Source organism: Flavobacterium urocaniciphilum, assembly GCF_900110615.1.
Lineage (GTDB): Bacteria > Bacteroidota > Bacteroidia > Flavobacteriales > Flavobacteriaceae > Flavobacterium > Flavobacterium urocaniciphilum.
The window spans coordinates 58,831-80,389 of record NZ_FOEI01000009.1; the positions used below are offsets into that span (position 1 = coordinate 58,831).

Annotated in this window: 22 protein-coding genes; 8 read left to right on the forward strand and 14 right to left on the reverse strand. The window is 30.7% G+C overall.

All coding sequences use genetic code 11. The annotated features are described in order from the left end of the window. Window positions 1-8: 8 nt before the first annotated feature. Entirely contained in the window at window positions 9-1,880 is a 1,872-nt protein-coding gene (locus tag BMY86_RS12350) for an Nramp family divalent metal transporter (protein ID WP_091470012.1), read from the forward strand. Here the strand turns inward: BMY86_RS12350 and BMY86_RS12355 are convergent. From BMY86_RS12355 to BMY86_RS12370, 4 genes are read right to left on the reverse strand one after another with little or no spacing between them, the layout of a single operon-like run. Next, window positions 1,877-2,710 carry a hypothetical protein gene (locus BMY86_RS12355; protein ID WP_091470016.1) on the reverse strand — a complete coding sequence of 278 codons (834 nt, stop codon included), beginning with the start codon at window positions 2,708-2,710 and terminating at the stop codon, window positions 1,877-1,879. The two genes, BMY86_RS12350 and BMY86_RS12355, sit on opposite strands and share 4 nt — an antisense overlap. A 41-nt stretch (window positions 2,711-2,751) precedes the next feature. Further along, window positions 2,752-2,871 carry a FeoB-associated Cys-rich membrane protein gene (locus BMY86_RS12360; RefSeq protein ID WP_091470019.1) on the reverse strand — a complete coding sequence of 40 codons (120 nt, stop codon included), beginning with the start codon at window positions 2,869-2,871 and terminating at the stop codon, window positions 2,752-2,754. A gap of 1 nt (window position 2,872) precedes the next feature. Then, entirely contained in the window at window positions 2,873-4,975 is a 2,103-nt protein-coding gene (feoB, locus tag BMY86_RS12365) for a ferrous iron transport protein B (RefSeq protein ID WP_091470021.1), read from the reverse strand. Further along, window positions 4,975-5,214, reverse strand: coding sequence for a FeoA family protein (locus BMY86_RS12370; protein WP_177177180.1), 240 nt, complete (start codon window positions 5,212-5,214; stop codon window positions 4,975-4,977). The genes feoB and BMY86_RS12370 overlap by 1 nt, the downstream gene beginning before the upstream one ends. Before the next feature lie 126 nt (window positions 5,215-5,340). Here BMY86_RS12370 and BMY86_RS12375 point away from each other — a divergent pair, with 126 nt between their 5' ends. Continuing rightward, window positions 5,341-6,078, forward strand: a complete 738-nt coding sequence (locus tag BMY86_RS12375) for a metallophosphoesterase family protein (RefSeq protein ID WP_091470024.1) — start codon at window positions 5,341-5,343, stop codon at window positions 6,076-6,078. Between the two features lie 12 nt (window positions 6,079-6,090). Here the strand turns inward: BMY86_RS12375 and BMY86_RS12380 are convergent, their stop codons facing one another. The 4 genes from BMY86_RS12380 to BMY86_RS12395 all read right to left on the reverse strand — a co-directional run bounded on the left by BMY86_RS12380 (window position 6,091) and on the right by BMY86_RS12395 (window position 9,675). Then, the gene (locus BMY86_RS12380) at window positions 6,091-6,381 is read right to left on the reverse strand and encodes a hypothetical protein (protein WP_091470028.1); all 291 of its coding nucleotides are present in this window, start codon (window positions 6,379-6,381) and stop codon (window positions 6,091-6,093) included. A 353-nt stretch (window positions 6,382-6,734) separates the two neighbouring features. After that, entirely contained in the window at window positions 6,735-7,397 is a 663-nt protein-coding gene (locus tag BMY86_RS12385) for a LuxR C-terminal-related transcriptional regulator (protein WP_091470031.1), read from the reverse strand. Window positions 7,398-7,407: 10 nt separating this feature from the next. After that, window positions 7,408-9,423: a sensor histidine kinase gene (locus BMY86_RS12390; RefSeq protein WP_091470035.1), complete on the reverse strand. Its 2,016-nt coding sequence runs from the start codon at window positions 9,421-9,423 to the stop codon at window positions 7,408-7,410. A 45-nt stretch (window positions 9,424-9,468) separates the two neighbouring features. Next, window positions 9,469-9,675, reverse strand: a complete 207-nt coding sequence (locus tag BMY86_RS12395; protein WP_143065671.1) for a hypothetical protein — start codon at window positions 9,673-9,675, stop codon at window positions 9,469-9,471. A 172-nt stretch (window positions 9,676-9,847) separates the two neighbouring features. Between BMY86_RS12395 and BMY86_RS12400 the strand changes: the two genes are divergently transcribed. Both BMY86_RS12400 and BMY86_RS12405 read left to right on the forward strand, forming a co-directional pair. Further along, window positions 9,848-10,354, forward strand: a complete 507-nt coding sequence (locus BMY86_RS12400; protein WP_091470043.1) for a DUF6646 family protein — start codon at window positions 9,848-9,850, stop codon at window positions 10,352-10,354. Window positions 10,355-10,357: 3 nt separating this feature from the next. After that, on the forward strand, window positions 10,358-10,933 hold the full coding sequence (locus BMY86_RS12405; RefSeq protein WP_091470046.1) for a PhnA domain-containing protein: 576 nt from the start codon (window positions 10,358-10,360) through the stop codon (window positions 10,931-10,933). A 117-nt stretch (window positions 10,934-11,050) separates the two neighbouring features. Here BMY86_RS12405 and amaB read toward each other — a convergent pair whose 3' ends face one another. The 3 genes from amaB to BMY86_RS12420 all read right to left on the reverse strand — a co-directional run bounded on the left by amaB (window position 11,051) and on the right by BMY86_RS12420 (window position 14,404). After that, the gene (gene amaB, locus BMY86_RS12410; protein WP_091470050.1) at window positions 11,051-12,604 is read right to left on the reverse strand and encodes an L-piperidine-6-carboxylate dehydrogenase; all 1,554 of its coding nucleotides are present in this window, start codon (window positions 12,602-12,604) and stop codon (window positions 11,051-11,053) included. 94 nt (window positions 12,605-12,698) lie between these two features. Further along, a complete protein-coding gene (locus tag BMY86_RS12415) occupies window positions 12,699-13,226 on the reverse strand; it encodes a 3-hydroxyanthranilate 3,4-dioxygenase (protein ID WP_091470054.1) in 528 nt (175 codons plus the stop codon). Window positions 13,227-13,303: 77 nt separating this feature from the next. Next, window positions 13,304-14,404, reverse strand: coding sequence for an endonuclease/exonuclease/phosphatase family protein (locus tag BMY86_RS12420; RefSeq protein WP_091470057.1), 1,101 nt, complete (start codon window positions 14,402-14,404; stop codon window positions 13,304-13,306). A 137-nt stretch (window positions 14,405-14,541) separates the two neighbouring features. On the opposite strand from BMY86_RS12420, the gene BMY86_RS12425 reads away from it, so the two are divergent. The 3 genes from BMY86_RS12425 to BMY86_RS12435 are packed head-to-tail and all read left to right on the forward strand — an operon-like array spanning window position 14,542 to window position 19,262. Next, on the forward strand, window positions 14,542-17,307 hold the full coding sequence (locus BMY86_RS12425) for a TonB-dependent receptor (RefSeq protein ID WP_091470060.1): 2,766 nt from the start codon (window positions 14,542-14,544) through the stop codon (window positions 17,305-17,307). Window positions 17,308-17,319: 12 nt separating this feature from the next. Beyond that, window positions 17,320-17,949: a choice-of-anchor J domain-containing protein gene (locus tag BMY86_RS12430; RefSeq protein WP_091470064.1), complete on the forward strand. Its 630-nt coding sequence runs from the start codon at window positions 17,320-17,322 to the stop codon at window positions 17,947-17,949. A 5-nt stretch (window positions 17,950-17,954) separates the two neighbouring features. Further along, window positions 17,955-19,262, forward strand: coding sequence for a DUF5689 domain-containing protein (locus BMY86_RS12435; RefSeq protein WP_091470066.1), 1,308 nt, complete (start codon window positions 17,955-17,957; stop codon window positions 19,260-19,262). A 55-nt stretch (window positions 19,263-19,317) separates the two neighbouring features. Here BMY86_RS12435 and BMY86_RS12440 read toward each other — a convergent pair whose 3' ends face one another. From BMY86_RS12440 to BMY86_RS12450, 3 genes are read right to left on the reverse strand one after another with little or no spacing between them, the layout of a single operon-like run. Further along, on the reverse strand, window positions 19,318-20,169 hold the full coding sequence (locus BMY86_RS12440; protein ID WP_091470070.1) for a Rossmann-fold NAD(P)-binding domain-containing protein: 852 nt from the start codon (window positions 20,167-20,169) through the stop codon (window positions 19,318-19,320). Beyond that, window positions 20,170-20,517: a hypothetical protein gene (locus BMY86_RS12445; protein ID WP_091470074.1), complete on the reverse strand. Its 348-nt coding sequence runs from the start codon at window positions 20,515-20,517 to the stop codon at window positions 20,170-20,172. A gap of 15 nt (window positions 20,518-20,532) precedes the next feature. Continuing rightward, window positions 20,533-21,030 carry a DUF6265 family protein gene (locus tag BMY86_RS12450; protein ID WP_091470105.1) on the reverse strand — a complete coding sequence of 166 codons (498 nt, stop codon included), beginning with the start codon at window positions 21,028-21,030 and terminating at the stop codon, window positions 20,533-20,535. A gap of 200 nt (window positions 21,031-21,230) precedes the next feature. On the opposite strand from BMY86_RS12450, the gene BMY86_RS12455 reads away from it, so the two are divergent. Continuing rightward, window positions 21,231-21,551, forward strand: a complete 321-nt coding sequence (locus tag BMY86_RS12455) for a single-stranded DNA-binding protein (protein ID WP_091470077.1) — start codon at window positions 21,231-21,233, stop codon at window positions 21,549-21,551. The last annotated feature ends 8 nt before the right edge of the window (window positions 21,552-21,559 follow it).

Here is a 21,559-nt window from a genome sequence, read left to right on the forward strand (position 1 = left end):
TTTTAGTTATGTCTAAATCACTTGAAGAAGTAAACCAATCGATAGCAACCGAAGGTAAAAAGTCGGGTTTAAGAAAAATTTTAGCTTTTCTTGGTCCAGCTTATTTAATTAGTGTTGGATATATGGATCCTGGGAATTGGGCAACCGATTTAGCAGGTGGAAGTCAGTTTGGATACGCTTTACTTTGGGTATTGTTGATGAGTAACATTATGGCGTTGCTTTTACAAAGTTTAAGTGCTCGTTTAGGAATTGTTACACAAAGGGATTTAGCTCAAGCTTCAAGAGAAACCTATTCGCCTTTTGTAAATTATATTCTGTATTTCCTTGCAGAAATAGCCATTGCAGCTTGTGATTTAGCTGAGGTTTTAGGTATGGCAATTGGATTGAATTTGCTTTTCGGAATTTCCTTAATACAAGGTGTTGTCATCACTGTTTTAGATACTTTTTTATTGTTATTTCTGATCAATAAAGGAATGCGAAAAATGGAAGCTTTTATTATTGCATTAGTAGCTGTAATTGGTTTTTCATTTGTATTTGAAATGATATTTGCGCAACCAGAAATTGGTCAAGTTGTAACAGGTTTGGTTCCTAGTATTCCTAACGAAGCAGCTTTATATATTGCTATCGGAATTATTGGAGCAACGGTTATGCCGCATAATTTATATTTACATTCTTCATTGGTTCAAACTCGAAAATTCGATAGAAGTGATAAAGGAATTAAACAAGCTTTGAAATACAATTTAATTGATTCGACTATTGCATTAAATTTAGCGTTTTTTGTAAATGCCGCTATTTTAATTCTAGCTGCTGCAACTTTTTATAAAAATGGGTTGTTTGAAGTTGCTGAAATTCAGGATGCACATCAATTATTAGCACCCATGTTAGGAACAAAATGGGCACCAATTTTATTTGCAGTTGCCTTAATTGCTGCCGGACAAAGTTCAACGATTACAGGAACTTTAGCTGGACAAATTATTATGGAAGGTTATTTGAATTTGAGAATTCAGCCTTGGGTTCGTCGAATTATTACCCGTTTAATTGCGATTGTGCCTGCAGTTTTAGTCATACTTATTTATGGTGAAAGTGTCACGGGTAAAATGCTTATTTTCTCTCAAGTAATATTGAGTTTACAATTGGGATTTGCTATTATTCCTTTAATACATTTCGTAAGTGATAAATCGAAAATGAAAGGATTTGAAATTAGTAAATTAACTCAAATTGCTTCATGGATAGTTGCTTCCATTATTGTTTCCTTAAATGCGAAATTAGTTTTCGATGAAATTAAAGGTTGGTTAGAAACTTCAGAAGATCCCATGATACTTTGGTTAACAGTTGTTCCCATCGCATTTGGATTTTTAATTTTATTACTTTATATCGTATTTAAACCATTTGTAACGAAATCCAAACAAGAACATCAAAGTCATTTGCCTCATAATTTTGTGTTGGAATTTTCTGAAACGGTTGCTTATGATAAAAAGAATATTGCCATTTCAATTGATTTTTCAACAGCCGATCAAAAAGCCATTAATAGTGCATTTGATTTGGGTGGAAAAGAGGCTAATTATACGTTAATACATGTAGTTGAAACGGTTGGTGCAATTATGTATGGTGGAAATGTAGATGATAATGAAACCAGAATTGACGAAAAATTATTACTAGAATATAAAGAAATGTTGACGAACATCGGATTTAAAGTTGATGTTAAATTAGGGTTTGGTAAGCCAAATAAAGCGATTCCTAAAATTGTTAACGAAGGTAATTTCGATATTTTAGTAATGGGAACGCACGGTCATACTGGTTTAAAAGATTTACTTTTTGGAACTACCGTTGATAAATTACGTCACGAAATTTCTATTCCGCTGTTTATTGTAAAAAATTAAAAATAAATCCCAGCTCCAAAAGTGGCATAATTATAACTTGGAGAAGCTATTTTTAAATTCTCGTAACCCATAGAGAAAAAGTAATTTTTTTGGTGGTATTTTCCTCTAAATTCAAAAGAGTTTACGGGTAAACCATTGATTTTACTCCAAATCATGGCGCTGTTAAAACTAACTTTTTTAAACGGAAAAACTTCTGTGTTTAATCCGTATGAAAATCCGGCTTTGTTGATGCCACTTGCGATATAAGTTGCACCTAACGTCCAACCTAAATTGAATTTCTCAAAACGTAAGCGGTCGTATCCTAAATTAAATTGAAATAAAGATAAATTAGAAGTTGTTTTCGAAAACTTATCACGTTCTATTAATTCTCTATAATCAGATTGTAAGTATAGATAATGAAATAATCGAAATTTGCCTTTGAAATGATTTCCAAAAGCAGCGTTGTTGCTATATAAAAAATGATTTTCTACATCAAAACGTACTTGATTTTTAGCAATTGAATCCTCAGAAAATTCAACATAATTTCCCGATTTATTATTGAAATAAGGATACGGTGAAAGTTTGTTATATAAATGATCTTCATTTTCATAATCTCCTATTCCGCCATAAAAAGGAACAAAGAATAGTATCTCAAAAAATAAACTAGTTTCTCCTGAATCAAAGTTACTTTCTCTTGTAGATGTTGTGTTTTGATTTTGAGATTGAGTAGGCAAAGGTGGTTTTTCTTCTTTTTTACCCGATTTTAATTCTTCTTTTGATTTGTCTATTTTTTGAGCAGAAATTGAGCTCGATAACACAAAAAGTATAAGTAGTAAAGTATTTTTAAGCATAAAGAATTTTTCGTATTTCAATCAAAAATAATGCCAGGAAATTACTTACAATTGCAATCATCGCCACAACCATTTTTGTTAGATTTTTTCTTCCAAAAGAATTTTCTAATCAAAAACCCAACAGCTAAAAGCAAACAGATGTATGTTAAAATTTCTTGCATGTTATTTTAAAGTTTGATACGCAATTAAGGCAACAATATAAGCAAATCCACTCATGAATGCCAATTGTATTAATGGCCATTTCCAAGAATTGGTTTCTTTTTTCACAATGGCCAATGTACTCACGCATTGCATTGCGAAAGCATAGAATAAAAGCAGAGAAACACCTGTAGCAAAATTGAAAATTCGATTACCTTTTGAATCCATATCTTCAGCCATTTTCATTTTAATAGTAGCTTCTTCTTCACTCTGACTTCCTACACTATAAATAGTAGCTAAAGTTCCTACAAATACTTCTCTTGCTGCAAAAGAACTAACGACTGCAATACCAATTTTCCAATCGTAACCCAAAGGTTTGATGGCAGGTTCAATAGTTTTTCCAATAATTCCTATATAAGAATTTTCAAGTTTGTATTCGGCAACTCTATCAGGAATTACAGATGGATTTATCTTTGTATTGCTTGAATATACTTCAGTTTCTATGATTTCTTGAGCATTGTCAAAATCTTTACCAGGACCATGTGAGCCTAAAAACCATAATACAATTGAAATGGCTAAGATGATTTTTCCAGCACCTGTTACAAAAGCTTTCGTTTTTTCCAATACATTTAAAGCTACATTTTTAAACATCGGAACTTTATAACTTGGCATTTCAACAACAAAATACGATTTGCATTTTAGTTTTAAAACCTTGTTTAAAATAAAGGCAGACGCAATAGCTACAACAAATGCCATTAAATATAATCCCATTAAGGTTAAGCCTTGTAAGCTAAAGCCTAAGAATCGAGTTTCCGGTATGATTAAGGAAATCAAAATGGCATAAACCGGTAAACGAGCCGAACATGTAATAAAAGGAGTAATTAAAATGGTTATCAGTCTTTCTTTCCAGTTTTCGATGTTTCTTGCGCTCATGATGGCTGGAATAGCACAAGCGGTTCCTGAAATTAAAGGAACAATACTTTTACCAGATAAGCCAAAACGGCGCATGATTTTATCCATAAGAAAGACAACGCGACTCATGTAGCCGCTTTCTTCTAAAACAGAAATAAACAAGAAAAGAAAAGCAATTTGAGGAATGAAAATTACAATTCCTCCGATTCCAGGTATGATTCCATCAGATAACAAATCGGTAAATTTTCCCTGTGGAAGATTTTCTTTTGTGAATGCACTTAATTTTGAAAAAGTGGTATCAATGAAATCCATTGGAATACTACTCCAATCGAAAATAGATTGAAAAATTAGTAAAAGAATTCCAAAGAAAATTAAATAACCAAAAACCTTATGCGTTAAAATATTGTCTAATTTACTTTGAAAATCGGTAGCTTTTGATTTGTCAATTTTTTGTCCGATTTTCAACGTATCATTAATAAATTGATAACGTTTTATGGTTTCTTTTTGTTGTAATCTTTTTAATTCGGTATGCGAACGTGTAAACGTATTTTCAATTTCATTACGCTGTAAATTCAAGAAATTTACATCTTGAGTAATAACCAACCAAAGTTTGTAAAGTAATTGGTTTGGGAATGCTTTGCGTAAACGATTGAAATATTCTGGATCTATGGAACTCGCATTTAAACACGGTTCAGTAGAAAGTTGTTTGTAATTTAAAATTAGTTCTTTGATGTTGTCAATTCCGATGTTTTTTCGAGAACTAATTAAAGCAATTTTGGTTTTTAATTCTTGTTCTAAAAAAGGAATATCCAATTCGATACCTTTTTGTTTCATCCGATCGCTCATATTGATAATAAGCAACGTTGGAATTTCAAGGTCTTTTATTTGTGTGAAAAGTAAAAGATTTCTTTTCAAATTTTCCACTTCTGTAACCACAACTGCTACATCTGGAAAATCTTCATCATTTTTATTTAACAGCAATTCTATTACTACGTTTTCGTCAATAGAATTGGCATTTAAGCTGTATGTGCCCGGTAAATCAATAATTTTTGCTTTGGTAATTTGATTGATTTTACAAACTCCCGTTTTTTTATCAACCGTAATTCCAGGGTAATTACCCACTTGCTGATTCAATCCTGTTAATTGATTGAATACAGAGGTCTTTCCAACATTTGGATTACCAATAAGTGCAACTTTTATAATTTTTGGCGTCATTATTTTATCGATTCTTGATTGATGTAGATTGCAGATGCCGTTTTTTTACGGATGGCAACTTTCGAATCATTAACGTTAAAAAATAGTGGATCGCCCATTGGAGCAATTTGAATTAATTCAATATCATTACCAGGCAAACATCCCATTTCGATTAATTTCAATGGAATTTCGTCAATATTAATATCGGTAATTTGGGCACTTTGCCCTTTTTTCAGTATTGAAGCATTATACTCGCTCACGAACTTAATTTAGATTGAATTAAAATACAAAGATACATATTTCCTAAAATATAAACCTAACAAATATCATGTTTTGCATTTGCGAGTTTTATTCGTACTTTAGTATTTATTATATGGAATAAAAACATGAGCAGAACATTAGTAATTGGAGATATACACGGAGGATTAAAAGCAGTTGTTCAGGTTTTAGAAAGAGCTAAAGTTACATCAGATGATATTTTAATTTTTTTAGGTGATTATGTTGATGGATGGAGTCAATCGCCTGAAGTTTTAGATTTTTTAATTGACTTATCAAATAAACAGAAATGTATTTTTATTAGAGGGAATCATGATGAATTGGTGTTGGATTGGTTAGAAGACCGACATGAACATTTAAATGAGGAAATGTGGTTTAAACATGGCGGGAAAGCTACTGTTGATGCCTATAAAAATGTTTCTGTTACTCAAAAAGAAAAACACATACAGTTTTTGAAATCCTTGAAAAACTATCATTTGGATGAAATGAATAGATTATTTGTGCATGCTGGTTTTACCAATATGAATGGTGTAACATTGGAATATTTTCCAAAAATGTTGTATTGGGATAGAACGCTTTGGGAAATGGCTTTGTGTTTAGATGAAAATATGGATAAAAATTCAGCGATTTATCCAAAAAGATTTAAGATATATTCGGAAATTTATATTGGACATTCTCCTTTGTCAAAAACTGAACGAGTTGATCCTGAGTTTAAAAATACGGTTTGGAATTTAGATACAGGTGCCGCTTTTAAAGGTGCATTAACAATAATGGATGTGGATACAAAAGATTTTTGGCAAAGTGATGTTTTGTCTAGTTTGTATCCAGATGAAATGGGAAGAAATTAAATTTTTTTTTGATTATTCGTTTGGTGATAACGACAATAACACTTGCACTTTTTCATCTTTAACTTGAAAAGGATACAAGCCTTTTTTTAACAAGCTATAGGCTGGATCCATTTCTAGATAAAGCATAATATTGATTTCAAAAACAAAATCTTCTTCTTGAACAAATGTTCCTTTTTCAGCATTTGATTCTGATGGATTCGAATTGCCAAACATTAAAACTTGTTCTTCATTAGACAAATTGTTAATGTCTACTTCTAAAATTAAATCTGTAGAAGTAATCTTGGTGTAATTAAATTTTTGCATACAAAAGTAATTAGATGAGTGAATTCTTAAGATAGTATAGCCGATTTTGGGTCGAATATTTAATCGTTTTGTAGAAATTCGTTAACTAAATTTGTCAAAAATGCCATTAAAGCAATGATTAGTCTGATCATGTTTTATAGATTTAGATAAAGCAAAATTAAAACAGACTATTTTTGTGGGATTACGGATTTTTCGTAATAAATGTTAAAAAATACGTATGGAACAAAAAACCCGTTTGATGACTCAAACGGGTTTTGTTCACATCACAACCCAAATGTTAATGAAAAATTAAAGTACAAATTTAGCATCGAGGGTTTGTTTTTTTTACGGCAAATCCGTAAAAATTGTTAAATTTATATAAAACCTAGTTTTTTAGCTTCATTTATAAGGTCTTCATCTGAACTTTTATTAATTAAAAAGAAATCTTTAATCTTAGATTTTCTTTTTTCAACTGTACTGTCACTTAATCCTAGTTGAGTCGCAATTGTTTTATTTTTAAATCCTTGGGCTAATAAAACAATAATTTGTCTATTAATGCTGTCTAAGTAATCTTCTCGCTCAAGTAAATCTTTCATGCTTTCGGTAACAGTTGCGCTTAAATACGTTTTACCATCAATAACATCATGAAAAGCATCCAATAAAACTTCACCAGTTGCATCGCTTTTAATAATTAATGCGTTGGGTTTTGCTAAATGTAAAATATCGTAAATAATAAAAGATTCAGCATGTGCAGTAAGCATTAATATTTTTGCTTTTGGTTGGTATTCTTTAGCTAAAAGTGCTAAATCTTCACCAAATTTAATTTTTTGTTCAGGAAATGGAGGTAAGCTTCTATCGAGAAAAATAAAATCAAAATGATTGATCTGTTCAGAATTAGTTATCAATTTATAAGCGTCTTCTGAATTATGACAATAGGTTGGGTTTATTTCAATATCTCTATCGTTAAATCCCAAAACAGATACATAACCATTTAAAATGGCTGGATGATCGTCTACTAATAAAATATTTACTGTCATTTCTTTTAATTTATATTTGAAAAGTTAAACTGATTTTGGTTCCAAAATTAATTTTGGATTCCAATTCAAATTTACCGTTTATTTCGTCCATTCGGGCTTGCATATTTTCTAAACCAATACCTTTTTTCCCATGTTTTGGAACAAATCCAATTCCGTTATCGGTTATGGTTATATGAATTTCTTCGCCCATTTTATTCATGTTAATATTTACTTTAGAAGCTTGTGCATATTTGTCGATATTTTGTAAAGCTTCTTGAATGATTCTGTAAATATTAATTTTCTTGTTATTGTTTATTAAATCCCAATCAATTCGTTCATCAATTTGTAAACTAAAATCGATGTCAGAATGACTTTTAATCATGATAAATAAATTTTCAACGATAGAACTAAATGTAATATTGTCGTCGAATAAATTTTGTTTTAAATCATGTGTAATTTGTCTAATTTCTTTTTCAATATTTTGAATATCGTCTATAAAAGGCAAACATTTTTGAACCGTTTCAACGTCTTGTTTTTTCTTAAGGATAAATAAATTAAGTCGAATTCCTGTTAATTTACCCATTACACCATCGTGTAATTCTTGAGAAATTCTGTTTTTTTCTGAATATTTTCCTTCTTCAATTCGTTGTTGTTGGTTCAGCATCAGTTCATAAATCTCTTCTTTTGCGTTTTGTTGTTCTTGTATAAAAATAAGTTCTTTATTTTTTAAATTCCTAGATTTGATAAAATAAAATAAAAGTACTGCTAAAATAATAAAAACAGCTATAGTTGAAACCGACCATAATTGTTGAACGATATTGTCTTTTTGTTTTTCAATGGTTTCTTTTTCTGAAATGATTTCGTTGGTTTCATATTCAATTCGTGCAAATTTATCACGAGTAAGTCTTTCTATTGAAAATAAACTATCCTTTAACGAAATGATTTGTTTTAGATGCGCTGGATTTTTAGGTTCAGTTATGGTTAATTTTTCTAAAGCTTTTAATTTATCATCGGCAAACTTGGTTTCTTTTACTTTTTTAAAATAAATATTAGCTGTTCCAGTGTCTTTTTGGGATAAATAATATTCTCCTATATATAAATTTGAAGTGTTTTGAATGGGTTGAAAATCTAAACTATCCCCAATTTTCAATGCTTCTTGAAATTCTTTAATTGAATTTTTATCATTTTTTTTCAATTTGGCATAACCATGAAAATTTAAAAGATAAGTGTATGTGTTTATTTCTAATTGTTTTAAGTTCTTAATATGTAAACCTCTTTCAGAAAATTTAAAGAGATTCGTATAGTCCTTTTTTTTCTTATATACATCGCAAAAATTAATCAAATTTTGAGCATATAAAACAGGATAGTAGGAGTCGTTTTTTAAGTTTACTAATACTTTATTTGCTTCATTAAAATACTCAATAGCTTTTGAGTAATTTTTCATACCTGATTGCGATAACCCAAATATGGTATAGCATTCAAAAATGTATTCATGATGATTTAATTTTTTGGCGTCTTTAAGGGCTATTGAAGTGTTTTTCTCCGATTCAAGAAACTGGTTGTGGTAAAATAAAGCACGACCTAAATCTTTATGAATTTCAACTTTAAGCTTTATTTCTTTTAAATTTAAAGAAAGATTTTTTGCTTTATTATAATAATAGAAACTACTGTCTAAATTATATTTTTCATAATAATAGCCTCCTAAATTATAATTGCATTTTGCAAGAGTTAATGTGTCACTCTTTTCAATAGCTTCTTTATTAATTTGAAGAGTTAAGCTTTTGTATTGTTCAAATAAATTTAAATTATAATATCGATTAGCAAGTTTAAATCTATAATAATTGTATAAACTATCAGATTTTAAATTGCTTAATATTAATGAAACACTATCAATATATGCCAATCTAACTTTTTTATTTAAAAAATCGTTATTCGCTTTTACGAGTAGAGTGTCAATTTTGTTGTAAGTAATTAAATGATTTTCTTTTTTACAGCTAAAAATTAATAGATTAACAATTAGAAGTAAAATAAACTTTTTTAATTTCATTTGATTGATACATTATAGCAAATCTAATGAATATTTAGTTAAAAATTAATCTTTTCTTGGTTTAACTGGATCTGAACTAATAATTGTATCATTATCTCTAGTTGTACTATCTCTAGCTATTAAACTAAAATCTGAATTATCAGATGATTTTAATTTTTTTGGAGAATTTTCAATTGGTGTAATAGTGTCATCAGTTGAACATGAAACCATAGTAGTAATTACAATTACCATTAATAGAATGATCTTTCTCATAATAATAAAATTTTAGTTAATTGTTTTTCATTTTCTAATAAATTTCTGAAAGAAATTTATTAGGTATAAATTCCGATTGTAAAATTATTGTTGTTCAAATTTTATTTATTACGGCTTTGCCTCAAAAAATGTTAAAATTCATTATTTTTGCTTCAAATAATAAAACAGAAAAATGAGAAAAATATTGTTTGGTGTATTCTTAGGATTAGGATTTTTATCCAATGCACAATCGTATAAAGGTAAAGGAGATATCAAAATGCAAATTGGTGCCTTAATTCAAAATGGAGGTACAGGTGTCGTTGTGTCAAATGATTATGGTATTGGTGAAAATATGTCATTTGGTTTTGTAGCAAGTTATATGCTAAATGCTGAAGGCGTAACTATCGCTGATGTTAATTATAAGCCAGAATTTTCAGATAGAGCAGATGCAAAAATTAGATTTAATGCTAATATTGGAAATGTACTTGGTTTAGAGGATAATATGGATGTTTATCCGGGATTAAACTTAGGTACAAGAAATTTTGGAGCTCATTTAGGTTTTAGATATTTCTTTACAGATGGTTTTGGTGTATATTCGGAAGCAGGTATTCCAATTGCAGAGTACGATACCACTCCAAATGTGTTTGGAAAATATAATAATCAATTTGTGTTTCAAATTGGAGCATGTTTTAATTTATAAGCCATGAGTGTAGTTACTGAAAAAAGATTAAAAGATAGAAGCGGGTCTGTATGCGAAATTAGTGGTGCTAATGAAAATTTAGTAGTGTATTTAGTAGAGCCAAAAACAGATGCCATTCCAGAGAATTGTATTTTAATTGCTAAACATTTAAAAGAGCAAATTGAAAATAAAGATTTGATGAACCCGAACGATTGGAGAGGTTTGTCGGATAGCATGTGGAATGAAAATTTACCGGTTCAAATTGTTTCTTGGCGCATGTTGGCGCGTTTAAAAAATCATGATTTATTAGACATGATGTATTTAGATGAAGATGCTTTAGAATGGGCAAAAGCGACTGGTGAAGATGAAGATGAAGAAGGAAAAATCATTCACAAAGATTCTAACGGAAATATTTTACAAGACGGTGATTCTGTAGTTTTAATAAAAGATTTAGATGTAAAAGGAGCTACTTTCACGGCAAAACGTGGTGCTGCGGTACATAATATTAAATTGGTTTGGGACAATGCCGAACAAATTGAAGGCCGTGTAGAAAACCAACACATCGTTATTTTAACGCAGTATGTGAAGAAAACGAAGTAATTCTCAATTGGTCAATTTGCCAATGAGTGAATAATTAAAAAAACCCTGCAAGTTTTGCAGGGTTTTTTTTATATCCATAAGTAACTAATCACTAATTACTTTTCACTAATCACTAGATTATAAATCAAATTTGATTCCTTGAGCTAAAGGTAATTGGTCTGAGTAGTTAACAGTGTTAGTTTGTCTTCTCATGTACACTTTCCATGCATCTGAACCCGACTCACGTCCACCACCCGTTTCTTTTTCACCACCGAAAGCACCACCAATTTCAGCACCAGAAGTTCCGATATTTACGTTAGCAATTCCACAGTCAGAACCCGCGAATGATAAGAATTTCTCTGCTTCTTTCATGCTGTTTGTCATGATTGATGAAGATAAACCTTGAGCTACACCATTTTGTAATTCAATTGCGTTTTCAACTTCTCCGCTGTATTTCATTAAATATAAAATTGGAGCAAATGTTTCGTGTTGAACTATTTCAAAATGATTTTCAGCTTCAATAATAGCTGGTTTTACATAACATCCCGATTCGTAACCTTCTCCAGATAATACACCACCTTCAACTAAAACTTTTCCTCCTTCTGCTTTCGCTTTTTCAATAGCTGCTAAATATGTGTTAACTGCGTCTGTATCGATAAGTGGACCCACATGGTTTTTCTCATCTAAAGGATTACCAATTTTAATTTGTCCGTAAGCACCAACAATTGCGTCACGAACTGTATCGTAAACTGATTCGTGAATGATTAATCTACGAGTAGAAGTACATCTTTGTCCTGCTGTACCAACTGCTCCGAATACTGCTCCAGGAACAACTACTTTTAAATCGGCAGTAGGTGTAATGATAATAGCATTGTTTCCTCCTAATTCTAATAAAGATTTTCCGAAACGCTCTGCTACTTTAGCACCAACAATTCTTCCCATTCTTGTAGAACCTGTTGCTGATACTAAAGGAATTCTTGTGTCAGTTGTAATCATTTCACCAACTTTATAATCTCCATTAACAATACAAGAAATTCCTTCTGGTAAGTTGTTAGCTTTTAATACTTCAGCAATGATGTTCTGACAAGCGATAGTACAAATTGGTGCTTTTTCTGAACCTTTCCATACACAAACGTCACCACAAATCCATGCTAAAGCCGTGTTCCAAGACCAAACCGCTACTGGGAAATTGAATGCAGAAATGATTCCAACAATTCCGATTGGGTGCCATTGCTCACGCATAACGTGACCTGGACGCTCCGATGGAATTACTTGTCCGTTTAATTGACGTGATAAACCAACTGCGAAATCACAGATGTCGATCATTTCTTGAACTTCTCCGTAACCTTCTTGTAACGATTTACCCATTTCATAAGAAACTAATTTACCTAGAGGTTCTTTTAATTCTCTTAATTTATTTCCAAACTGACGTACAATTTCTCCACGTTGAGGTGCTGGCATTGCTCTGAAAACTTTAAATGCTTCTTCAGCACTTTTAATTACTTTTTCGTAATCAGCTGCAGTTGTTGTTTTTACTTTTCCGATTAATTGACCGTCTACTGGAGAGTAACTTTCGATAATTTCTCCAGAAGAAAAACTATTTGAACCTGTTGATGTTCCGTCGTTAATTTCTTTAATTCCTAATGCTTTTAATGCTTCTTGCATTCCAAATTGTGATGCTATTGTTGACATTTTTAACTTTTTTAAGTGTAATTGTTATATTTTGCAAATGTATGAAATTGAATTTAGAAATTTGATTTTCATACTTTTTTATATTTTAAGTGTGTTATTTTATAAATCTTGGGTCGACTTCCATAATCGTTCCGCAATGATCACATGTTCTTTTTTCTTCAGAGCCATAAAAATCTTTAAAGTGTTGTAAGAAGTCTTTTTCGATATCATTTAATCCAAAATAAACTTCATGCAATTTATGATTACAAGAATCGCAAAACCAAAGTAAACCATCTTTACCTTCTGTTCTTTTTCTTTCGATAACTAAACCAATTGAGCCTTCAGTTCTGTTTGGCGAATGTGGAACTTTTGCGGGATGCAAATACATGTCGCCAGCACTCAATTTCATGGCTTTCTTTTTTCCGTTTTCTTGAATGTAAACTGTAATTTCTCCTTCAAGTTGGTAGAATAATTCTTCGGTTTCATTATAATGGTAATCTTTTCGAGCGTTTGGTCCGCCAACAATCATTACAATATAATCACCAGAATCTACATATAAATTTTTATTCGCTACTGGCGGAACTAGAAGATGTCGGTTTTCTTCTATCCATTTGTTTAAGTTGAATGGTTTTGCAATAGACATAAAGTAGTATTTAAAACGTAAAGTTACTAAATAAAAAAAGGTACGATAAACGTACCTTACTTTTTTTTAATCTTATTTTATTTTTTGGCTTCTTTTATTAAATAAACATAAGAAGGGAAGTGATCGGAATATCCAGGAGCAATACTCGAATTTCGCAATGCATAACCTTTATATTGTCCGGTTTGTTGGATCATAAATGGTGCATTATATACACCAGCTTTCCAATATCTCCAAGAAGTATAATCTTTTCTTAATAAAGGTTCAGAAATGATAATTTGATCGAAAAAGTCCCAAGCATCTCTATGTGCTAAAGTTCCAATACCTTTTTTAAGCATTTTTTCTGCTGGATTGTATAATCCTAATGGTTGAACTTCTTTTTCATCACCTTTAGCTCCTAAAACTTGTTTGATACTTTTGTTAAACGGACCGTCATTTAAATCACCCATTGTAAAAATTTTAGCATTCGGGTTGATTTTTTGCAAAGAATCAATGATTTTTTTGTTTAAGGCAGCTGCAGCTTCACGTAATGGGCTACTTCTTTTTTCTCCACCTCTACGAGAAGGCCAGTGGCTAACAATAAAGTGCATTTCTTCACCATCTAATAAGCCAGTCATTAAAATTTGATCACGTGTATAAATTCTTTTTGTTTTAGCATCTATAACGTTATCGTCTGTATCTTCAACTTTTTCTTTTTCTTTTTCCTTTGCTTTTTTATCTGTATTTTCTTCTGTTACAATTAAAGGATAGTTTTTGTAACTAGTTGGAGTAAAATGACTTTTTTGGTATAAAAATCCTGTATCAATTCCTCTTTGGTCAGGTGAATCAAAATGAATAACTGCGTAACCTTTTGCAGCTAAAAGAGGTTGTTTACATAAATCCTCTAAAACTTTTCTGTTTTCAACTTCAGCTACTCCAAGAACAACTGGAGAGTTTTTTTGTTCAGCACTTGTTCCTAATTGAGAAATTACTCTTTCAAGTTTGTGTAATTTTTCTTTATAGTTTGCTGGAGTATAAATAAAATCCTCGTCATTTTTAGTTGGATCATTTATTGTGTCAAATAAATTTTCTAAATTGTAGAACGCAACTGTATGAATTGCATAGTTTTTTTTCTCTTGTGCATAAGAAGTAACAGCCAACAAAAAAACTGCTAAAGCGCCGAAAAATGGTTTAATTTTCATGTGTTAAGATTAAATTTTAGTTATCTTTATTACAAATCTGGTGCCAAAGGTAAATAATATTATTAAATGTTGTACATTTGTCCGCTTTTAGTTTTTGTAAACTAAATGTTAGTTAAAGTATTAATTTATAATTAAGTATGAAAAAACTTGCATTAAGTCTTTTATTTTTATTTCAGGCTGTTATCATGATGGCTCAAAATCAATCAACTGTCAAAGGAAAGGTAGTTGATTCTAAATCGCAAAACCCACTGGGTAGCGTAAAAGTTATGGTTCAATCTAATGAACAATTTGTAACTACAAACAATCTTGGAGAATTTGTTATTAGTGGTATTGCAAAAGGAGAACAAAAATTAATTGTTTCTCTTAATGGTTATACAACTCAAAATTTTTCAATTGAGGTTGTTGAAAATCAAACTTTAGATGTTGGTTTAATGTTATTAGAAGAAGATATTACTTCTGAACAACAATTAAGTTTGGTAACGATTACCGAGAACGATTTAGGTGATGACAATAGTGGTTCTGAAAGTACTGCTGGTTTACTTCAATCTTCTAGAGATGCTTATCAACAAGCAGCTGCTTTCAATTGGGGGCAAGCTCGTTTTAGAATGAGAGGTTTAGATAACGAGTACGGTACTACAATGATTAACGGTATCGTAATGAACAAAATCTATGACGGAAGACCACAATGGAGTAACTGGGGTGGATTAAATGACGCTACTAGAAACCAAGAATTTACTTTAGGTTCTTCTCCTTCTGATTATACTTTTGGAGGAATTTTAGGAACACAAGAAATTAATACTAGAGCTTCTTTATATAGAAAAGGAACAAGATTATCTTATTCAGGAACAAATACAAACTATTCTTGGAGAGCTATGGCAACTCATAATTCAGGTTTAATGGAAAATGGTTGGGCTTACAGTATTTCTGCATCTAGAAGATGGGCTAAAGAAGGTTATTTTGAAGGAACTGATTACGCTGCAAATTCAATGTTTGCAAGTGTTGAAAAAAGATTTAATGACAAACATAGTTTAAACTTTACAAGTATTTATGCTCAAAACAGCAGAGGAAAATCTTCTCCAAATACAAAAGAAGTAAACGACTTAATGGGGATTAAATACAATTCTTATTGGGGATGGCAAGATGGTAAAAAACGTAACTCTAGAGATAAAGATATTGAAGAACCAATTTTAATGTTAAGTCACTATTGGAAAATGTCTGATAGAACTACATTAAATACAAATGTGTCATACCAAACAGGTACGATAGGTAATACTAGAATTGATTATCAAGGAGCAAACAATCCTGATCCTACATACTACAAAAACTTACCAAGTTACTATTACAATTTAGGTGATACTGCAGGAGCTGCTGCTGCTCAAACGTATTTCTTAAACAATAGCCAAATTGATTGGAATGCAATGTATATTGCTAATCAAAATAGTGCTACTCCAGGTAAAAGTGTTTACGCTTTATATGAAGATAGAACAGATGATAAACAAATTACGGCTAATTCAATTTTATTCTCAGATTTATCGGATAACATTAAATTAAATGCTGGTGCAAGTTTTAGAAAATTGAAATCTCACAACCACCAAAATTTATTAGACTTATTAGGAGGTCAATACTTTTTAGATATTGATCCATTTTATCAAGGAGATGCTACTCAATCTGATTTAAATAATCCAAATAGAGCGGTAGTTGAAGGTGATACATATGGTTATAATTATAACTTAAATGCAATTGTTGCAGACGCTTTTACACAATTTAAGTTTTCTTATAAATCAGTTGATTTCTATTTAGCACAATCTTTTTCTAGAAGTCAATATGAAAGAGAAGGTTTATACAGAAATGGTATTTATGCTAATAATTCTTTTGGTAAAAGTGGGAAACAAATTTTTGAAAACTTCGGATTCAAAGGAGGATTTACATATAAAATTACAGGACAACATTTGTTAGATTTCAATGGAGCTTATATGACAAAAGCACCTAATATGAGAAATACTTTTGCAAATGCTCGTATTAACAATAATATTACACCTGATTTAACTAGTGAGCAAATTGCTAGTGTTGATGCTTCTTACATTATTAGAACACCAAAATTCAAATCTCGTATTACTGGATTTGCTTCTAAAGTTCAAAATGCTACTGAAATTTCTTTCTTCTATGCAGAAGGTGTTGGAGAAGATATTGATAGTGGAAATGAAGATGCTTTTATTTCTGAATTATTAACAGGAATCAATAAGAAAAACGTTGGAGTTGAATTAGGTTTAGAATACCAAATTACTTCTACAATTAAAGCTACAGTAGCAGCATCTTACGGACATTATTTATACGATAATAATCCAAACTTAAAAGTGAATGATGATGCTCAAGCTACTTTAACAAATACACAACCAGTTGTAGATTTTGGTAAAGCATATATGAAAAATTATAGATTACCAGGAATGCCACAAACTGCTGCATCCTTTGGTTTAGAATATAGAGATCCACATTTCTGGTGGGTGGGTGCAAACATCAACTATTTAGCTGATTCTTATTTAGATGTTTCGAACATTTTAAGAACAGATAATTTTACAATTGACGGTGCTACTGGAGATAATTTTGCAGGAGTTAATGAAGAATCTGTTAGAAAAGCTTTAAAACAAGAAAAATTTGCAGATTTTAATTTATTAAATTTAACAGGGGGTAAATCTTGGAGAGTAGATAATACTACTATTGGTTTCTTTGCATCTGTAAACAATGTTTTAGATACTACATACAAAACAGGTGGATTCGAACAATCAAGAAAAGCAACTTTCCCTGATCAACAAGCAGATTACGCTAATGGAACACCATCTTTTGGTTCTAAATATTTTTATGGATATGGAAGAACTTATTTCGTAAATTTATATGTTAACTTCTAAACTTAATTGACTATGAAAAATATATTTTTAAAAATTACGTTTGTTGCAATTGCACTAGTTTCTTTTACTAGTTGTGATGAAGATCAAACAGATATTCCTCCTTTCTTTAATTATACTTTCAATGAGAACTTTTCTTCATCTCCAACAGGAAGTGGTTCAGTTGAAGTGCCAATTGCTTTAACAGGGTGGGTGAATCATAATGCATCAACATCAATTCCAGCATCATCTCGTTTGTGGCATGCAAGAACTTTTAGTAGTGATAATTATGCTGAATTTTCATCTTTTTATTCTACTGCTGGAACTAATGATGTGGCTTGGTTAATTACACCAGCTATTGATTTAACATCTGGTTCTGGTGAAATTTTATCATTTACAACAAAAACTAGATTTTCTAATGGATATCCAATGACGGCATTCATCTCTACTGATTATGATGGAACTACTGCAGGAATTGCTACTGCAACTTGGATACCATTAACATTTACTATTCCAACTGCTGATGATGTTATTACTAGTAGTGGAAATATTGATTTAAGTGGTTATGATACTACAAATGCTAGAATTGCTTTTAAATATACAGGAAGTAAAGCAGGTGTTACAACTACTTGTCAATTAGATAATATTAAGATTACTAAAAATTAATAGCTATGAAAAATATTAAATTAATTTTATCGGCAGCTTTATTTGCATCTCTAGTTGGATGTGTAAATTCAGACAATTACAATGCACCTGATTTAACAGGTGAATGTACAGATTTAACAGCTACAAAAACTATTCAAGATGTAGCTGCTTTAGCAACAAATACTACACAACAATGGAATTCTACTACTGATTCTATCATTGAAGCATTTGTTACTTCAAGCGACGAAGGTGGAAATTTCTACAAATCTATTTCTTTAGTTTCTATTGATGGAGCTAAAGGATTTAGTATGCCTGTAGATGCTTACAACTTATATACTAAATATGAACCAGGGAGAAAAGTATTTGTCAACTTAAATAGAAGACATTTTGCAAATAATTCACAAACGTATTCTTTAGAAGTTGGTTCATTATATAATGGAACACAAGTAGGAAGAGTGTCTGGAGTTGAATATGAAAATGTAATTACTCGTTCATGTACTAAAGTTGATGAAAGCACAATAGTAAATAACATGACTATTGCGGCTGCAAAAAATAATGCTAATTTGAATAAGTTAATTGAATTTGATGCTGTTCAGTTTTCAGATGAGTCATTAGGAAAAAAATTCTATGACCCTACATTAAATAGTATCGGAGGTGCAACTAACCATGTGTTAAAAGATGCTGCTGGAAATTCAATAATTGTTAGAGTTTCTGAATTTGCTACTTTCGCTTCTAAATCAATTCCTTCAGGAAATGGAAAAGTTAGAGGTGTACTTACAAGATACAACAGTGATTATCAATTCATGGTTCGTACAGAAAATGATGTAATGTTAACGAATCCTAGAGTAGTGCCTTTATTTGAAGAATCTTTTACTTCAAACTTCGGATTATGGACAAAACAAAGTGTGGTTGGTGCTCAAGTTTGGGCTACTAATACATTTGGTAACCCAGGATTATGTGCAGCTATGTCAGGTTTTGCTAGTAGCACAAATAATGCTAATGAAGATTGGTTAATTTCACCAGCTATTAATTTAGCTTCAGTTACTTCTGCAACATTAACTTTTGATAATGCATCTAGATTTGCTGGAAATTTAATTGAAGTTTATGTTTCTACTAATTATACTTCTGGTGCTCCAAGTACTGCAACTTGGACTGCTTTAACAGGATATACTTTAGATACAAATACAGGTTCTTATGTATGGACAGCTTCTGGTCCAATTAACATTTCTTCTTACTCAGGAAATAGTAACTTTAGAGTTGCGTTTAAGTATACTTCTACAACTACTGCATCAAGAACTTGGGAAATTGACAACGTAAAAGTTGTTGGTCAATAAGGATCAAGAATCAAAATAAAAAAACAAAAAGCCACTTCATTTGAAGTGGCTTTTTTTATACAATAACTTTAAAAGTATAACCTAAAATTTTCTCTATTTTTTCGCTAGAAATGATTTTGCCAATACTCGGTTCGGTTTCATTAAATTCTGGTTTTGGTAAGTTGAAATCAATCGCTTTTTGTGTGTAATATGCTGCCCTTGTAGGATGATTTGGAGCTACAGCATTATAAGTTTCATTCCATATAGTATTATGTGAATCTGTCATGCTGAGCTTGTCGAAGTATTGATTGATCATCTCACTAATAATCCCAATACAATCATCTTGATGTATAAAGTTAATAGGAGCTTTTGGATTGGCAACATTCGTTTTACCGGCTAAGAATTTAATTGGGTTTCTATCGTTTCCAATTAAACCTCCAAAACGAAGTATTATGGTTTCAAAATTTCGATTGTTTCTAAAAATATTTTCCACTTCTATTAATTGTCTTCCGCTTTCTGTATCTGGATGTAAATCACTCTCTTCTGAAATTAATGGAATAGTTACAGCATCTCCATAAACAGAAGTGGAACTAATAAAAATTACCTTTTCTATAGTTGAATTCTCTATATAAGGAAGCACGTTTTTTATTTTATTGACAAATGTCATTCCGAGTGAAGAGCCGGAATCTTTTCTTAAACCAGGTGGTATATCAATAATTAATATTTTTGATTCATTTAAAAAACCAGATATATTTCCAATTATTTTTTCTTCTGTAAGTTCAATTAAAAAGGGTTCAATTGAAAAAGTTTTTAAGATTACTAACTTATTTTCTGAAGTTGTTGATCCTTTGACTTCAAAACCAATTTCAATTAATTTTTTAGCTAATGGTAGTCCCAACCACCCGCAACCTAGTATGCTAATTTTCATTTAACTATCTTTTTTGACTAACACAAATCCTTCATTTTCTAAAGCCATATATCCTTGATCATATACAAAATAATAGGTATTCCCCGTTTTTGTAGTGTAGATAGAGGTAATTAAATCAAAATCGAAACCTTTACTCATCAATTTATTTTTTGTGGTTTTGGTTTTTTCTTCTGGGTTTAATTCGGATAGTATTCTGTAATTTTTACGCAATTTGTTGTTAATGTTGCGCATTAAATTCGTTTTGTCTTTATTCATTTTATTGTTGTAGGCGTTTCGGCAACCATCGCTGCAAAATTTTTTATCTTCTCTTCCTACAATTTTTTCGTGGCATTCTAAACAGGTTTTCATTTACATAGACTTATTTTACTTCTTAAAACTAAATTTTATTTCTTCTTTACTTTCTTCAAAATATACATATACATTCATTTCTGTGTCTGATACATTTTCATAGGTTAAGCCATCAAAATAAACTCGATTTTTTTCAATTTTAATAAACTTGAAATCTTCGCTCACTTCTCCCGTTTCCCATGCTTTCATATCGCCACCAAAATGTCTGATTTGTAATAATAAGGTTTTGTCTTTTTCAATAATATGACCTAATTCATAAAAAGTTACTTTATTGTCGCTTAACATTTTAAAACAAAACATCATGGTATTGCCACTTGGTGTGTCCCAGTTTTCTTGACAAACTCCAAATGGTGAACTGCCTTTCCAATTTCCTGCTAACCATTTTACGTCTTGTAATGTTGCTGCTGGCGAACCTTTTTCGTCGTTGTATTGTAACGTGTTTTGTGAAAAACTTATTGTAGATAGTAATACTACTAAAAGCGTTACTATTTTTTTTAGAATAGTTGTTTTCATATTAAAAGCTTTTATTTCAAGTAAATATACGAATTTTCTGCCAATTGCAAACGACAACAAATACTTACAAACGATATTAAATGAATAATAACCGAATAAAGTTTTGTGTTGTTCACATCTTTGCACTGTCGAAATGAAACAATAAGTTCATCAGACAAAAAATAATTAATTATAAACCATTAAAATTTTTACACGCCATTATGAAAAACAGAGTACAATTAATCGGACACGTAGGGCAGGAGCCAGAAGTTAAAACAGTTAACAACAAAAAAGTAGCGAATATTACTTTAGCTACAAATGATTTTTACAAAAACGAAAAAGGTGAAAAAGTAGAACAAACAGAATGGCACCGAATTTCAGCATGGGGAAAAACCGCAGAAATCATTGAAAAGTTTGTTACAAAAGGAAAAGAAATTGCTATAGAAGGTAAACTTACACATCGTTCTTATGATGATAAAGATGGAGTGAAACGTTATATAACTGAAGTCTTAGCTAATGAAGTTTTATTATTGAGTAAATAATAATATGT

Bases quoted from the DNA above. Each gene is read 5' to 3' on its own strand.
- BMY86_RS12350 (WP_091470012.1), top strand. From the start codon at position 9: ATGTCTAAATCACTTGAAGAAGTAAACCAATCGATAGCAACCGAAGGT.
- BMY86_RS12355 (WP_091470016.1), bottom strand. From the start codon at position 2,710: ATGCTTAAAAATACTTTACTACTTATACTTTTTGTGTTATCGAGCTCA.
- BMY86_RS12360 (WP_091470019.1), bottom strand. From the start codon at position 2,871: ATGCAAGAAATTTTAACATACATCTGTTTGCTTTTAGCTGTTGGGTTT.
- feoB (WP_091470021.1), bottom strand. From the start codon at position 4,975: ATGACGCCAAAAATTATAAAAGTTGCACTTATTGGTAATCCAAATGTT.
- BMY86_RS12375 (WP_091470024.1), top strand. From the start codon at position 5,341: ATGAGCAGAACATTAGTAATTGGAGATATACACGGAGGATTAAAAGCA.
- BMY86_RS12380 (WP_091470028.1), bottom strand. From the start codon at position 6,381: ATGCAAAAATTTAATTACACCAAGATTACTTCTACAGATTTAATTTTA.
- BMY86_RS12385 (WP_091470031.1), bottom strand. From the start codon at position 7,397: ATGACAGTAAATATTTTATTAGTAGACGATCATCCAGCCATTTTAAAT.
- BMY86_RS12390 (WP_091470035.1), bottom strand. From the start codon at position 9,423: ATGAAATTAAAAAAGTTTATTTTACTTCTAATTGTTAATCTATTAATT.
- BMY86_RS12395 (WP_143065671.1), bottom strand. From the start codon at position 9,675: ATGAGAAAGATCATTCTATTAATGGTAATTGTAATTACTACTATGGTT.
- BMY86_RS12400 (WP_091470043.1), top strand. From the start codon at position 9,848: ATGAGAAAAATATTGTTTGGTGTATTCTTAGGATTAGGATTTTTATCC.
- BMY86_RS12405 (WP_091470046.1), top strand. From the start codon at position 10,358: ATGAGTGTAGTTACTGAAAAAAGATTAAAAGATAGAAGCGGGTCTGTA.
- amaB (WP_091470050.1), bottom strand. From the start codon at position 12,604: ATGTCAACAATAGCATCACAATTTGGAATGCAAGAAGCATTAAAAGCA.
- BMY86_RS12415 (WP_091470054.1), bottom strand. From the start codon at position 13,226: ATGTCTATTGCAAAACCATTCAACTTAAACAAATGGATAGAAGAAAAC.
- BMY86_RS12420 (WP_091470057.1), bottom strand. From the start codon at position 14,404: ATGAAAATTAAACCATTTTTCGGCGCTTTAGCAGTTTTTTTGTTGGCT.
- BMY86_RS12425 (WP_091470060.1), top strand. From the start codon at position 14,542: ATGAAAAAACTTGCATTAAGTCTTTTATTTTTATTTCAGGCTGTTATC.
- BMY86_RS12430 (WP_091470064.1), top strand. From the start codon at position 17,320: ATGAAAAATATATTTTTAAAAATTACGTTTGTTGCAATTGCACTAGTT.
- BMY86_RS12435 (WP_091470066.1), top strand. From the start codon at position 17,955: ATGAAAAATATTAAATTAATTTTATCGGCAGCTTTATTTGCATCTCTA.
- BMY86_RS12440 (WP_091470070.1), bottom strand. From the start codon at position 20,169: ATGAAAATTAGCATACTAGGTTGCGGGTGGTTGGGACTACCATTAGCT.
- BMY86_RS12445 (WP_091470074.1), bottom strand. From the start codon at position 20,517: ATGAAAACCTGTTTAGAATGCCACGAAAAAATTGTAGGAAGAGAAGAT.
- BMY86_RS12450 (WP_091470105.1), bottom strand. From the start codon at position 21,030: ATGAAAACAACTATTCTAAAAAAAATAGTAACGCTTTTAGTAGTATTA.
- BMY86_RS12455 (WP_091470077.1), top strand. From the start codon at position 21,231: ATGAAAAACAGAGTACAATTAATCGGACACGTAGGGCAGGAGCCAGAA.